Origin of the sequence: Pseudoxanthomonas sp. 22568, from assembly GCF_052044485.1 — a bacterium.
Lineage (GTDB): Bacteria > Pseudomonadota > Gammaproteobacteria > Xanthomonadales > Xanthomonadaceae > Pseudoxanthomonas_A > Pseudoxanthomonas_A beigongshangi.
Map to the genome: position 1 here is coordinate 79,375 of NZ_JBQENC010000014.1, position 12,149 is coordinate 91,523.

Annotated in this window: 17 protein-coding genes; 4 read left to right on the forward strand and 13 right to left on the reverse strand. The window is 64.1% G+C overall.

Translation table 11 applies throughout. The features are described from left to right. Nucleotides 1–113: 113 nt before the first annotated feature. From ACTJI2_RS16460 to ACTJI2_RS16490, 7 genes are all read right to left on the reverse strand, one after another. Complete coding sequence (locus ACTJI2_RS16460; RefSeq protein WP_440842755.1) at nucleotides 114–437, reverse strand: hypothetical protein; 324 nt, start codon at nucleotides 435–437, stop codon at nucleotides 114–116. 43 nt (nucleotides 438–480) lie between these two features. Further along, on the reverse strand, nucleotides 481–1,239 hold the full coding sequence (locus tag ACTJI2_RS16465; protein WP_440842756.1) for a DUF2225 domain-containing protein: 759 nt from the start codon (nucleotides 1,237–1,239) through the stop codon (nucleotides 481–483). A 168-nt stretch (nucleotides 1,240–1,407) separates the two neighbouring features. Further along, nucleotides 1,408–2,175: a DUF4440 domain-containing protein gene (locus ACTJI2_RS16470; RefSeq protein WP_440842757.1), complete on the reverse strand. Its 768-nt coding sequence runs from the start codon at nucleotides 2,173–2,175 to the stop codon at nucleotides 1,408–1,410. Between the two features lie 225 nt (nucleotides 2,176–2,400). After that, nucleotides 2,401–2,793, reverse strand: a complete 393-nt coding sequence (locus ACTJI2_RS16475; RefSeq protein WP_440842758.1) for a hypothetical protein — start codon at nucleotides 2,791–2,793, stop codon at nucleotides 2,401–2,403. Between the two features lie 63 nt (nucleotides 2,794–2,856). Continuing rightward, a complete protein-coding gene (locus tag ACTJI2_RS16480; protein WP_318288137.1) occupies nucleotides 2,857–3,777 on the reverse strand; it encodes a hypothetical protein in 921 nt (306 codons plus the stop codon). A gap of 122 nt (nucleotides 3,778–3,899) precedes the next feature. Next, nucleotides 3,900–4,466: a cytochrome b gene (locus tag ACTJI2_RS16485; RefSeq protein WP_440842759.1), complete on the reverse strand. Its 567-nt coding sequence runs from the start codon at nucleotides 4,464–4,466 to the stop codon at nucleotides 3,900–3,902. Continuing rightward, nucleotides 4,463–5,134, reverse strand: a complete 672-nt coding sequence (locus ACTJI2_RS16490; RefSeq protein WP_440842760.1) for a dioxygenase family protein — start codon at nucleotides 5,132–5,134, stop codon at nucleotides 4,463–4,465. Before ACTJI2_RS16490 ends, ACTJI2_RS16485 begins: the two co-directional genes overlap by 4 nt. A 126-nt stretch (nucleotides 5,135–5,260) precedes the next feature. Between ACTJI2_RS16490 and ACTJI2_RS16495 the strand changes: the two genes are divergently transcribed. Next, the gene (locus ACTJI2_RS16495; RefSeq protein ID WP_318288134.1) at nucleotides 5,261–5,812 is read left to right on the forward strand and encodes an RNA polymerase sigma factor; all 552 of its coding nucleotides are present in this window, start codon (nucleotides 5,261–5,263) and stop codon (nucleotides 5,810–5,812) included. Further along, the gene (locus tag ACTJI2_RS16500) at nucleotides 5,805–6,809 is read left to right on the forward strand and encodes a hypothetical protein (RefSeq protein WP_318288133.1); all 1,005 of its coding nucleotides are present in this window, start codon (nucleotides 5,805–5,807) and stop codon (nucleotides 6,807–6,809) included. Before ACTJI2_RS16495 ends, ACTJI2_RS16500 begins: the two co-directional genes overlap by 8 nt. A 55-nt stretch (nucleotides 6,810–6,864) precedes the next feature. Here ACTJI2_RS16500 and ACTJI2_RS16505 read toward each other — a convergent pair whose 3' ends face one another. Genes ACTJI2_RS16505 through ACTJI2_RS16515 form a run of 3 tightly spaced genes read right to left on the reverse strand, consistent with a single transcriptional unit; the run spans nucleotide 6,865 to nucleotide 8,023 of the window. Then, on the reverse strand, nucleotides 6,865–7,248 hold the full coding sequence (locus ACTJI2_RS16505) for a hypothetical protein (protein WP_318288132.1): 384 nt from the start codon (nucleotides 7,246–7,248) through the stop codon (nucleotides 6,865–6,867). A 5-nt stretch (nucleotides 7,249–7,253) separates the two neighbouring features. Continuing rightward, a complete protein-coding gene (locus ACTJI2_RS16510; protein ID WP_318288131.1) occupies nucleotides 7,254–7,736 on the reverse strand; it encodes a hypothetical protein in 483 nt (160 codons plus the stop codon). Next, the gene (locus tag ACTJI2_RS16515) at nucleotides 7,736–8,023 is read right to left on the reverse strand and encodes a hypothetical protein (protein ID WP_318288130.1); all 288 of its coding nucleotides are present in this window, start codon (nucleotides 8,021–8,023) and stop codon (nucleotides 7,736–7,738) included. The genes ACTJI2_RS16510 and ACTJI2_RS16515 overlap by 1 nt, the downstream gene beginning before the upstream one ends. Before the next feature lie 166 nt (nucleotides 8,024–8,189). Between ACTJI2_RS16515 and ACTJI2_RS16520 the strand changes: the two genes are divergently transcribed. After that, nucleotides 8,190–8,840 (forward strand): glutathione S-transferase family protein, encoded by a 651-nt coding sequence (locus tag ACTJI2_RS16520; RefSeq protein ID WP_440842761.1) that lies wholly within the window; start codon nucleotides 8,190–8,192, stop codon nucleotides 8,838–8,840. Nucleotides 8,841–8,995: 155 nt separating this feature from the next. Here the strand turns inward: ACTJI2_RS16520 and map are convergent, their stop codons facing one another. Beyond that, on the reverse strand, nucleotides 8,996–9,772 hold the full coding sequence (gene map, locus ACTJI2_RS16525) for a type I methionyl aminopeptidase (RefSeq protein WP_440842762.1): 777 nt from the start codon (nucleotides 9,770–9,772) through the stop codon (nucleotides 8,996–8,998). Next, a complete protein-coding gene (locus ACTJI2_RS16530; RefSeq protein ID WP_141454886.1) occupies nucleotides 9,769–9,981 on the reverse strand; it encodes a ParD-like family protein in 213 nt (70 codons plus the stop codon). The genes map and ACTJI2_RS16530 overlap by 4 nt, the downstream gene beginning before the upstream one ends. Before the next feature lie 256 nt (nucleotides 9,982–10,237). Between ACTJI2_RS16530 and ACTJI2_RS16535 the strand changes: the two genes are divergently transcribed. Continuing rightward, entirely contained in the window at nucleotides 10,238–11,749 is a 1,512-nt protein-coding gene (locus tag ACTJI2_RS16535) for a serine hydrolase domain-containing protein (protein ID WP_440842763.1), read from the forward strand. Nucleotides 11,750–11,765: 16 nt separating this feature from the next. Here ACTJI2_RS16535 and ACTJI2_RS16540 read toward each other — a convergent pair whose 3' ends face one another. Next, nucleotides 11,766–12,116 (reverse strand): DUF2200 domain-containing protein, encoded by a 351-nt coding sequence (locus ACTJI2_RS16540; protein ID WP_440842764.1) that lies wholly within the window; start codon nucleotides 12,114–12,116, stop codon nucleotides 11,766–11,768. Between the last annotated feature and the right edge of the window lie 33 nt (nucleotides 12,117–12,149).

Consider the following 12,149-nt stretch of genomic DNA (forward strand, 5'->3'; position numbering starts at 1 on the left):
TTTCCAGGCTTGGTACGAGAGTGATTTCGACGATCAGATCGGGAGATCGCGGTGGGCGCATGTCTATGGCGTGCGTCAAGATTTTTGGTGAACGGCCAAGCTACTGAAACAAGTCATGGATCTGGTATCAGCCAGCTTTCAGGCAATCCGTCTGTCGCCAACAACTCATCAATGGCCAGGCTGATGGTTTCGCGGTCCAGGTTGGCCACCAGCAAATCAGGCGGCAACAACCATCGAACAGGGGTGGCGCCTTCGCTCCCTGTCATGGCCTCGCAGCGAACCTTGTCCAAGTATGCAAATGTCCATACGTTCGCCGCATATCGCAACTCCCCAAACCGGACTTGGATGTTGCCGAAGTCGCAAGCGGGATCATCCTCCGGCCCCGGATAGCCATCAGCGTACTGTTCGAACTCGAGCCACAGCGAGAAGTCTTTCATCGTATGGATACAGAAGCCTTGGTTCTTCGCACGTACCTAGCGGTCAATCGTGTCCAGCCGCAGGGTGGTCGGAGGTATTGTCCCGGTGCGATTCTCCGGGCGGGAGCGCCTGTTGCTCTTTGGCGATTTCTTGCAGGTATTGCTTGAACCCGGAAAGCTCGCCGTCAACTTCAAGCGCATTGAGTCGCTCCAGGTAACGCTTTGCGTCGTCGTCCTGGCCGATCCTTCGGTTGTACTCGCCGAGCAGGTACAGGTTTTTCAGGGTCTCACCGGGGTCAGCCGACGCTGCCAGGCTCTTCTCGAGCAGGGGAAGCGCCTTCCTTGCATACGCAAGGCTCGTCTCGCCGTCGTCGCGGGTTTCGAACGCCATCAAACGGAAGAAATGGCACCAGAAGTCATCGTCCATTCCCCGGGCCGCATAGACTTTCTCTGCCCACTTCAGTAGATCCTGCCGGGACTGCGGCGGCGCATTCCGATCGAAGTTGGCCTTGAGCCAGTCCTTCAGGACAGCTCGCTTGGCCGAATCCAGCTCCGCGAAGTCGTTTCCGAAGGCGATGTAGCCGGACGCCGGGTTGAACCAGAGCCAGTTGCTGTCGGTGAATGGCCAGAAGACCTGGTCGGACTTTTCCGGCCAGCTGTAGACGTAGCTGCCGGACGACATAGGTTGGTGGACCTTTACGCGCTCGTTCGTGACCGGATCGCGCACCTCGCTCTTGGCCCAGGTGATCGCCCGGGCGGACATGGGCACGATACAGAGCAGGGCTGCGATCAGCAGCGCTTTGGTGCGAATCCAGTGGTGCATGGCATCCCCTTTTAGCCTGTTCCCTAGGGCCACGCAGAGTAACGTCCCCAATGCTCCGCGCGTCGTGGGCAGACCTTAGCATGGGGCGGCCGGGTACCTGGCGCCGGGTATCCGGCAGCAGGTTGAATCGCTCGGACAACTCCTCCCGCCAAGCCGGTATGACCGTCTCTAATCAGATTCGACGCGTTCGGCCCGTTCACTGACCGCCCCGTTCTCGAACACCGCCAGCGTACGCACCCTGCCCGCCGCGTCGCTTTCGAATTCAAAGCGCAGATCGCGCTCCCGGGCGAAGAAGCGGGTTTTCGTCTCCGGATAGAGCGTGGCCACGAAGTCGCCGGCGGTGAGCTTGAGATGGTCGCCGTCGACGGAAACGAGGATGTCGCCAATCCGTGCCGAGCGATAGCGGCCCGCGCACGTGGCGAGCGTCGAGGGGTCGAGTGCGAAGGTGACGGATGGCGGCGTGTAGGGGACCGGACCATGGCCGTAGCTCAGGACGCGATGCATGCGCCATTGGCCGTCGGCGAACTTCCAGACGGTGGTGAATTCGGCCTGCCCGTCCAGATACTCGGGCTTTCCCGCTTCCTGCGCGTAAAAGCGGTGCTTGCCGGAGAGGATGGCATAGCCGTCCTTGAGGGGATGGAACACCAGGCTTTCATCCACGACTTCGCGCCGCACCCGCATCTGTGGATTGCCACACACACCCTTTCGCAGCGAGTCAATCAAGGCCTCGCGTGAAACCGTCAGGCCGGTCTTGTCGTGGTAGAACTCGACATCGGCCGTGAGCAGGCGGCCCATCTCCTTCATGTCGCAGGCGTTGTAGGCCTTCCAGAACTGCGTGTCGGCGGCGCGGACCTGTGTGTCTTCGTTCTCCGCCGCGGGCGATGCCGCGATGGCCACGAGGAGTGACGCGGCCATCAGAAACCTGGTCTGCTTCATGTCCCATGCCTCCGCTTCAGCAGGCACGATTGGGAAGGATTACCGCTCCCGGCTCAAGCGCCGTAAGTCACGGCTCCCGACAAATGCCTGGCGAAGGCGGCGAAGCCAGGCATGCGGGTGGAACGGCACTGCCGGTGGGGATAGCGGGCTCGGCTTGGGGCTTGTGGTGACGCTGCCGGTGCTGCTTCCTGCCAGTGGCAATAGACGTCCTGCCGATGGAGGGATTCAACGAATCTGGTAAGTCCCCTGAATCACGACGGGGAAACCCTTCTTGGCGAATGACTCCGGCGGCGGCGGGGCTTTTATCTTCGTGATGCGCTCCGCGTAGCACCGGGTGTAGTTGCTCTGTTCCTTTTCCGCGACGGCGACATTGACGATGTTGCCCGTGGCATCGATGTCGAACACCGTGGTGAACTTCTCCGTTGTTCCTTTCTGTCCCTGGCTGGAGCAATCGCCATGGGCCTTTTCGAACGCCTCGTCTGTTTCCGGCATGAACTCCTGCATCAGATACTCGCGACCAACCGGCGATGAGCGTTCCACCTTGGTGGCGCGGGCAACACGCGCGTCGAAATCGTCACCGGCGTGCGCCATTCCGGTGAACAGGAGCAGGATCAGCATGCATGCGGGCTTGATCATCCGAACCTCGAGGTCAATGGATCCGGCGGAACGCCGGGAATGGGGTCACTCGGAACGTCCAACCGGCTCCGCCGCCTTCGGTGCGAAACGGCCGGTCCCGGTGTAGTACTCCAGCATGTACTTGTCGACCGCGTGCACGCCGGCCTTGCCCCAGGTGTCGCCCACCTTGGGCATGAAGTACACGAATTTCTCGTCCTCACCCAGGCGATAGACCTTGGAGTTCATGGCCTCGCGCTCGTACGGGTAGTCCATCTTGATGATCTGGATTGTGGATGCCTCGCGGGGAAATGGCTGGGACACATCCGCCAGCATTACGTGGATGGCCTCCTGCAATGCGATATCCACGGTGCGGCGGAGTTCTTCTCCGCCCTGCGCCGACCAGCCGTCCTCACCCTGCATCGGCCGGGCCGGTCCCCAGGATGCAAAGTAATTGGTCTGCCAGGTCGCGTGATTTATCCCTGCCGGAACCAGGCCTGCTTTGAGCCAGACGTAGGGCCGTGCGTAAGCATTGTCATGAGTGAAATTGAGAACCACCATCACTCGCACCTCAAGGCGCGAGGTGCCGTCAGCGGCGAATGTGTTGACCTTGCCCGGTGGCATCTGCGCCAGTCGCGCCCGGGTAATTTCTCGCGCCCGCTCATTCAGTTGAAAATGCAGTGCGACCTCCGGATTTTCTTTCATCAGGCGCTGCGACTCGCGATTGCTCCGCGCCATGTCGACGAGCGCTCCCAGGGCACCGCCAAGCAGCATCGATCCGGCGGAGTAGTGGGGACCAGCCACGATCATCTGGCTATCCGGCACTCGCACGGTGTCGGCGGGTAATTGCATCACGCTCAGTGGCTCGTCGAGGTACTGGATCTGCACGGGAGTGAGCATTGGTATCGCAGGCCGCGACTTGCCCCCAAATCCGACCAACCCCAGCGCCGCGACGATGACCGTCAGGCACATCCAATGACGAGCTTGCATCCTGCCTCCCCGAATCCCTGACCCCTCCCGCCGCACGGCGGTAACCACCACGATAGCGAAGTCCTGGCGGAGGCGCCATTTGGCGCCGGGCGCCGTTGCGGGGCCCGGCCTGGAACGCTCTCTCAGGCCGGCCTGACGCGGCCGAATCCCATGCGCCGGGCGATATAGCCATCCTTCCGCCGCCATTGGCGGAGCACCGCCGCGGCCACATGCAGGCCGACCAGCGCCGACAGGGTCCAGGCGCCGTAGACGTGCACGTACCAGGCGAAGACGCGCCCGGTTTCGTTGTCGTGCGGCGGAACGAAGAACGCGGGCAGCTGGAGTCCGCCGATCAGGGTGCGATCCGCGCCCATCCATACCCAGATGACGTGGCCGCTGATCGGCAGCGCGAGTACCAGCAGGTAGATCAGTGCGTGGACGCAGGATCGGATTCGGCGGTGCCAGCGTGGGGCATCGCTGGCGTCGGCGGGCACCGGCAAGCGCAGGCGCAGGCCGAGGCGCAGGATCATCAGGCACAGGATGAGGACGCCCAGTTTGAAGTGGGGCGGGAACAGCGCGTCGGAGATCGCGCGCGGCGTCCAGTGCTCGGCCGCGAATCCGAGCATCACCTGCGCCAGCAGCAGCAGCGCGAGCAGCCAGTGCAGCAGCCGCAGCGCGAGCGGATATCGCCCGGGCGTCTGGGCTTTCACGGGGTACAGCCCGGATAACCGGGAATGTTGCGGCCAAGCACGATGTCGCGGGTTGCCTGCCATCCGTCCGCGACCCGCTCCGGCGTGACGATGCCGGAACCGCCGCGTCCCCGATCCATCTTGCGCGCCACGGCGGGGGTGAGGTGCGGGTCGTCGCGGAACAGCACGTCGTCGATGTAGTACAGCGCGCAGCCGGTCTCGATGACGTACAGGTGGATGTGCTGCGGCATCCGCGTGCCCGGATAGCTGCCGGGGCGGATGGTGAGGAAGGTGTAGCGGCCGTCGGCACCGGTGGTGGCCCAGGCACGCAGCCGGCCGTGGGCGCGGATGCCGGGATCCGTTTCCGATTTCTCGCCCGGATAAACGCCCTGCCGGTTGGTCTGGTGCGCGTACACGATCACGCCCGGGCGCGGCCGCCCCTGCGCGTCGGTCACTCGCCCGCCCAGGCGCAGTCGTTCGCCGGGTTCGGTTTCGGGCGCCAGTCGTGCTTGCGACGGCGGCGCGGCGGGCAGGCCGATCAGGGGCACGTCGCAGTCTTCGCAGGGCAGCCCGACCACCGGCGTGGTGCCGGCATCGGCCCGGCCACAGGTGGCCAGCAGGAGAAACAGGGCCGAGACTCGCGCGGCGTCCACGGCAAGGCTCAAGATGGGGGGCAGCGGGTGGGGCATGGGTGCGCTCCGGGTGGGTTCGCCGATGAAGAGCGCGTTTCCCGTGGCGGAGTTAACCCCGTCCGTCGTGTTAACGCTTTGGCCGCGGGTCTCCTCTACTTCCAGGTTCTCCGGATTCGCCAGGACATGAAGGCCGCGACACCGCCCCAGGACATCGCCCGGCAAGTACACGCGGCCCAGCGCGGGTCGCAGGCGGCATTCGCCTGGCTGTATCGCGGTTTCGCGCCGCTGGTGCACGCCATCCATCTGGGCATGACCTCGCGTGCGCGGGCGGAAGAGCTGACCCAGGAAACCTTCGCCATCGCCTTCGGCAAGCTGGACCAGCTGCGCGAGCCGGAACGCTTCGGGCCGTGGATCGCGATGATCGCGCGCCGCACCCGACCGGCGGCGACCGTCGAGGAACGGGAACTGGCGGATGCGGACGAACCGGCCTGGCCGGGATCCGGACCCGAATCGATGGCACAGGCGAGCGAGGCCTTGCGCGCAATCCGGCAGCTGCCCGAAGCCTATCGCGAGACGCTGATCCTGCGGTTGGTCGAAGGCTTGAGCGGCCCTGAGATCGCGCAGCTCACCGGACTGACGCCGCAGTCGGTGCGGGTGAATCTTCATCGCGGCATGGGCCGGCTGCGCGACGCGCTGGGCATCGCGTCCCGGCAAGAGGAGATGAGCGATGACTGAGAAACCCGATCCGCTGTGGGATCCGGATCTGCCCGGCGATCCGGATCTCGAACGCCTGGCATCGGCGCTGGGCGCGTATCGCCATGTGCCCAGGACCGATGTGGTCTGGTCGAAGTCGCGTCCCTCGCGGGTGGGCGGGCGCGGGCGCCGTATCGTCTTCGCCGTTGCCGCGACGCTGGCCGCATGCGCGATCGGCATCGCGACCTGGCTGCCGTGGCGCTTGCAATGGAGCGATCACCGGCAGTGGGCGGTCGAAACGGACGTGCGTACCTTGCCGCAGACGTGGGCGGTGGGCCAGACGTTGGCGACTGCCGCCAATCAGTCGGCGACGATCCGGGTCGCGCGCATCGGCCGGATGGAGATTCTTCCAGGCACGCGGATCACGCTCTCGGACACGCGCAGCGGACACCATCGCCTCGACCTGCTGGAAGGCCGCGTGCGTGCACGCATCTGGGCGCCGCCAGGCTATTTCGGCATCGCGGCGGGCGCCAGCGAAACCGTCGATCTGGGCTGCGAGTTCGACATGAGCCGCAACGCGCGGGGCGAAGGAACCATCCACGTCACCAGCGGCTGGATCATGCATCGGGTAAACGGACAGGAGACGCTGGTGCCGGCGGGCTCGACGCTCGGCTTCAACGAACAGCGCAGTGGCATTCCGCTTGCGACTTCGGCGACGGTCGGGTTCCGGCGCGCGGTCGAGCACCTGGACCTGGCGATGTCGGAGGGAAACCGCGCATCCGACATCGAGGCGGTCGTCGCCCAGACGGCCACCGCATCCGACCGCTTTACCCTGCTCACCCTGCTCACCCGCTATCCGGCACTCGCGTCCGGCCCTATCTACCCGAGACTCGCCACGATGTTCGATGGACCGGTTCCGGATCCCAATCACCGCAAAGCCTGGCGGCACGGCAGCGTGCACGCCATGAATCTATGGTGGGAACAGATTCCGCGCCCGCCCAAGGCGTGGTGGCTCAACTGGCGGGATGCGTTGGGGTGAGGGGAGCACGCCATTCGATGAAGAAATCCCCCTCCAATAAGGTATCGAGCACTGCCTAGTTGCCCGATGCAGGCGGGGGCATGGTGGTCCCTGTCTCCTTGATCAGAGCATCGACGTCATCCTGTGTCATGGACTTGAGCTCATCAAAAGCAGCAGCGGTGTACTTCTTGTCTCCATTGCCTTCGCCGTAGAGCTGCAACTGACCATCTTTCGGCGTGAACATGAAAAAGAAATCTTTTCCAGGATTGGAAGAATCCGTGTAGATCACCACCGTCTTCTTGTCGGAGCAGGCGTACACGACCCATTCGGTCCCACCATAGGTCCTTTGGAGCGGGCCTATGTCGCATTGCAGCGGCGCGACCTGATCATCCGCCTGCGCGGGCGCAAGGGGCACACATGCGAATGACATGACCAACACTGAAACATGAAACTTCCTCATGCCGCTCAACTCCTGGATTGACCCGACAAGCGAATGGGTGCCGGATTGAGTTGATGCTCAGGGCTCATGAACCGGTGCGTCCAGTAGAACGCCAGCCCGGAGAACCCGCCCACCAGCGACGCAACAAGAAGAAAAGCAAATGCAATGCCCACCTCGCCGGCCGAGATTGAGCCCCAAAATGCGGACGCCAGCAAGATCAGCGGCAGCGGGCTGGCCGCAATGGCACCCGCCACGAACGCGGGGACGGCTCTGAACATGCGTTTGTGGACAAGGAACAGGCCCACCGGAAGACCGACGATCACGACGTAGGGGAGGCAAACGGCGAAAGCGAGAAAGACCATGACGCCGAAATCGCCCCGGATAAGAGGCGCGTGCGGCCCGGCACCCCACGCCAGCGCGGCCAGCAGGCACGCCGCCATGGCCGAGCAGCTGAAGGTGGCAATGGGTAGGGCGAGGGCTTCCCTCAGGGTCCTGATATCAAGATGCATCAGTAGGCACCGCCCTGTTCGACTCTCCCGTCGGTTTCGGGGATCTTTCCGAAAGCGATTCGTTGCCCTTCCTCCCTGGGAAACGGCCAAACGTCGATGGCATCACCTGGCTTGGTTGCTGACGCCAGATAGTCACGGAAAGTCTCAAAGTCGCTGAAAGCCAGCGGGGTCGGATGGCTCGCACCGAAAAGATGCCAATGGAGGACGACCGCGAATCCCGAAGATTCCAGGTGCAATCTGACCGTCTCCAGATTCCGGGGGGACAGGATCGAATGCGGGTAGACCATGTGCGACCGCCATCCAATGAAGGTTCCGGGGTCCCCCCATACTACTTATGCAGTCACGGGTTGGACAAACCGCCGGTTCTGGCGGCCTGTCGATTTCCGGCCAGGTCGTTCGTCTATCCAGAGAAGGCGGCGCGGCAGCGCCCTTCCCATCATCAGGAGACCCGCCATGAGCCCCACCATCACCGCCTTCGAAAGCTCGCCGGATCGCGGCAAGGGCCTGTCACGCGACGTGCGCGTGCGCTGGGCATTGGAGGAAGCCGGGCAACCCTACGATGTGCGGCTATTGTCCTTCGCCGCGCTCAAGCAACCCGGGCACCTGGCGCTGCAGCCCTTCGGCCAGATTCCTACCTATGAGGAAGGCGACCTGACGCTGTTCGACTCGGGCGCCATCGTGCTCCACATCGCGGAGCGCCACGCCGGCTTGTTTCCCGAAGACTCCAATGGCCGTGCACGCGCGATCACCTGGATGTTCACCGCGGTCAGCACGATGGAGCCGCCCATCGTCGAGCACGCCATGATGAGGATCTTCGAGAGCGGCGAGCCCTGGTTCGAACCGCGCATTGCCATGATCGAGCAGCGGGTCCGGACCCGGCTGGCCCAGCTCTCCGCGCGCCTGGGCGACGCCGACTGGCTGGATGGTGCCTTCAGCGCAGGTGACCTGCTGATGATTTCGGTGCTGCAAAGGCTGCGCAGTTCGAATTTGGTGGACGAGTATCCGAACCTCGCCGCCTATGTGGCGCGAGGGGAAGCGAGGCAAGCGTATAAGCGGGCGTTCGCGGCGCAGTTGGCGGTGTTCGAGGCTTCGCAGGCGGGGTGAGGCGCGATATCGAACGACGAGTGAGTCGTCCAATCACTCCGGTGGCATGTCCACGCGCGGCCGACCCTGTAGGAGCGACGTCAGTCGCGACGCGCATGGCAATCCGTGGTCGCGACTGACGTCGCTCCTACAGGATTTTTGGACGCAATGACGGTTCAACCGAGTTCGCAGAGCGGCTTCTCTCCGTCCCGCAGCGTCAACACCCGCACGCCGGTCCGGGTCACCGCCACGGTGTGCTCGAACTGCGCTGACAACTTGCCGTCGCGGGTGTAGACCGGCCATTCATCCGGATGGGAGCGGATCGCCGCCCGGCCGGCGTTGAGCATGGGCTCGATGGTGAACACCATGCCCTCTTCCAGTTCCAGCCCGGTGCCCGGCGTGCCGTAGTGGAGCACCTGTGGGTCCTCGTGCATTTCGCGGCCGATGCCATGGCCGCAATATTCCTTCACGACGCTGTAGCCAAGCGCGCGCGCGTAGTGGGCGATGGCGTGGCCGATGTCACCCAGGCGCGCGCCCGGACGCACCGCCGCGATGCCCTGCCACATGGCGCGGTAGGCGGTGGCCACCAGCCTGCGCGCCGGATAGGCGACCTCCCCCACCAGATAGGTGGTGCTGGAGTCGGCGATGTAGCCGTTCTTTTCCAGGGTGATATCCAGGTTGACGATCTGGCCGCCGCGCAGCACGTCGTCCTTCGACGGCATGCCATGGCAGACGACGTCGTCGATGGAGGCGTTGAGCACATACGGAAATCCGTACTGTCCCTTGCTGGCGGGCCGCGCTTTAAGTTCGCCGACGATCATGCGCTCGACGAAATCATTGATGTCCAGCGTATTCCGCCCTTCCAGATCCATACGACCCAGCGCGTCGAACACCTTGGCCAGCAGCGATCCGGCTTCCGCCATCAACGCGATTTCGGCGGTGCTCTTGATCACGTGCGGCCCGGGCGCAGGGTTTGCGGTCGCACGCCGGCCGCGCGCAATTCGTTGGCGACGATGTCCTGGAAACTCAGTTCCGGATTCATTTCGCAGAGCATGCCGACCTTGATCCAGAAGTTGGCCTGCGCGTTGATGGAGCGGCTGGTCACGGTGCAGGCACGACGAATCTGGTCGTGGAGGTCGTCGTCGATGTTGACTATGCCCATGGGTCTTTCCAGTGGTTGGATTATACGAAGTATATATGTTTCGTATATTGTGCTCAACGACTGCCATTGCCTGTTCGAAGATGGATATCTGACTGATTGAAGGCCTCGGGGCGTAACGTGGTCGCGACTTACGTCGCTCCTACAGGGCGCGATTGCATGGTTGAGTCCGCTTCGGCGTGCCGGGAGGTGCAAGGCGGGTTAAACCGCACGCCTGGTTCGCGCATCCCATTGGGCAATCCCGGCGAGGAAAGGGCACATGAGTCCAGCGCGCAAGCTCCGCCTGCTTTGCATATTGCTCGGTTCCGCCCTGTGGCTGTCCGCCCTGTTCGCGGCCACCGCCGCGGAGCCGCCGGAACCGTATGCGGCGATCCAGGCGGATGTCGAGAAGGAAGTCGCGGCCGACCGGCTCACTGGTATTTCGATGGCGGTGGTCAAGGACGGCCGGATTATCTGGGAGCAGGGCTTCGGCTGGGCCGATCGCGAAGCGCGCCGGCCGGCGACGGCGCACACGGCGTTCTCGGTGGCCTCGACCACCAAGCCGTTCACCACCCAGGCAGTGATGATGCTGGCGACCGAAGGCAAGCTGGATCTGGATCGCCCAGCCAATGACTACCTGGGCGTGGAAAAGATCGTCGACGCAAACGGGCCTTCGCGCGAGGCCACCGTGCGCCGGCTGGCGACGCATTCGTCGGGCTTGCCGACGTTCTTCTCGATGTATCCCGAGGGCGGCGTCGCCAGGCAACCGACCATGCCGGAACTGATCCGCGACTATGGCCACCTGATCGCGCCGGTCGGCGAGCGCTACGAGTATTCCAACGTGGCGATGGGCATCCTGGGCGAGATCGTCGCGCGCCAATCGGAACAGGAGCTCGGCGCCTTCCTGCGCGATCGCATCCTGCGGCCGCTCGGCATGAAGGACAGCTTCTTCGACACCGATCTGTCGCGCCGCGCGGAGATGGCCGTGCGCTACACCGACGACGGCAAGCCGCTGCCGTTTTACCTGACCGGCACGCCGGGTTCCGGCGAACTGTACGCCAGCGCGCACGATCTGGCGCGGTTCGCGATGCTGCACCTGGGCGGCGAGGGGCTGGACGCTTCCGCGAAGATTCTGGGCCAGGCGCAACTGGACGAGCTGCATCGTCCGGCCACGCAGGTCGCGCCGCACTTCCACTACGGGATGGGTTGGGAGATCTACAACGAGCCCGGACAGATCGGCGTGCTGCATCACGGTGGCGGACAGGCGGGCGTCAAGGCGGAGTTCGTGCTGGTGCCTTCGGCCAACGCCGCGGTGATCGTGCTCAGCAACCGGCGCGGCGAGAAGAACTTCATCGACGACGTGCGCGACCGCCTGCTGAAAACAGTCGTGCCCGGCTGGACCCGCCTGCCCCGGCCGGCGAACGCGCCGCTGCTGCCCTTGCAGCCGGTGAAGGACTATCGCGGCACCTGGCGCGGGACGCTGCTGGCGCAGGGCCGGCGCGTGCCGATCGTGATGGTCATTGCGGATGCCGGCAAGGCGACGCTGGCGGTCGGCGACGGCCCGGCCAATCCGATTGCCGATTTCGGCCTGATCGACGGGCTGGTGTCGGGCGAGGTCAAGGGCGATGTCGGCAGCCCGGATACCCGCCGCGAAGGGCTGATGGATCTGGCATTGGCATTGAAGCTGCGCGGCAACCGGATCGACGGCGAAATCGTCGCCTGGCGCAAGACTTCCGAGAACATGAACATGTTCCCGTTCTGGACGGATCTGGAGCGCGTCGCGGACGAGTGATCGTGCGGGACATTCCCTATTTGCGCAGGATCTTCTCCATCGCCTTGCCCTTCGCCAATTCATCGACCAGCTTGTCCAGGTAGCGGATTTTCCGCATCAGCGGATCCTCGACCTCCTCCACCCGGATGCCACACACCACGCCGGTGATCAGCGAGACGTTGGGATTCAGTTGCGGCGCCTGCGCGAAGAAGGATTCGAGACTGGCGTCGGATTCGATCTGCTTGCGCAGGCCGGCCTCGCTGTAGCCGGTGAGCCAGCGGATGACCTGGTCGAGCTCCTCTTGCGATCGCCCCTTGGATTCCACTTTCTTGATGTACAGCGGATACACGCTGGAGAACTTCATCGCGAAGAGCTTTTCTAGGCGCATCGGGATTTCCTCGGATGATGGGGTGTGGGTGCA

Coding starts and splice junctions, on each gene's coding strand:
- ACTJI2_RS16480 (WP_318288137.1), bottom strand. CDS start 3,777: ATGCAAGCTCGTCATTGGATGTGCCTGACGGTCATCGTCGCGGCGCTG.
- ACTJI2_RS16460 (WP_440842755.1), bottom strand. CDS start 437: ATGAAAGACTTCTCGCTGTGGCTCGAGTTCGAACAGTACGCTGATGGC.
- ACTJI2_RS16495 (WP_318288134.1), top strand. CDS start 5,261: ATGAAGGCCGCGACACCGCCCCAGGACATCGCCCGGCAAGTACACGCG.
- ACTJI2_RS16505 (WP_318288132.1), bottom strand. CDS start 7,248: ATGAGGAAGTTTCATGTTTCAGTGTTGGTCATGTCATTCGCATGTGTG.
- ACTJI2_RS16470 (WP_440842757.1), bottom strand. CDS start 2,175: ATGAAGCAGACCAGGTTTCTGATGGCCGCGTCACTCCTCGTGGCCATC.
- ACTJI2_RS16535 (WP_440842763.1), top strand. CDS start 10,238: ATGAGTCCAGCGCGCAAGCTCCGCCTGCTTTGCATATTGCTCGGTTCC.
- ACTJI2_RS16500 (WP_318288133.1), top strand. CDS start 5,805: ATGACTGAGAAACCCGATCCGCTGTGGGATCCGGATCTGCCCGGCGAT.
- ACTJI2_RS16515 (WP_318288130.1), bottom strand. CDS start 8,023: ATGGTCTACCCGCATTCGATCCTGTCCCCCCGGAATCTGGAGACGGTC.
- ACTJI2_RS16520 (WP_440842761.1), top strand. CDS start 8,190: ATGAGCCCCACCATCACCGCCTTCGAAAGCTCGCCGGATCGCGGCAAG.
- ACTJI2_RS16475 (WP_440842758.1), bottom strand. CDS start 2,793: ATGCTGATCCTGCTCCTGTTCACCGGAATGGCGCACGCCGGTGACGAT.
- ACTJI2_RS16510 (WP_318288131.1), bottom strand. CDS start 7,736: ATGCATCTTGATATCAGGACCCTGAGGGAAGCCCTCGCCCTACCCATT.
- ACTJI2_RS16530 (WP_141454886.1), bottom strand. CDS start 9,981: ATGGGCATAGTCAACATCGACGACGACCTCCACGACCAGATTCGTCGT.
- ACTJI2_RS16540 (WP_440842764.1), bottom strand. CDS start 12,116: ATGCGCCTAGAAAAGCTCTTCGCGATGAAGTTCTCCAGCGTGTATCCG.
- ACTJI2_RS16490 (WP_440842760.1), bottom strand. CDS start 5,134: ATGCCCCACCCGCTGCCCCCCATCTTGAGCCTTGCCGTGGACGCCGCG.
- ACTJI2_RS16465 (WP_440842756.1), bottom strand. CDS start 1,239: ATGCACCACTGGATTCGCACCAAAGCGCTGCTGATCGCAGCCCTGCTC.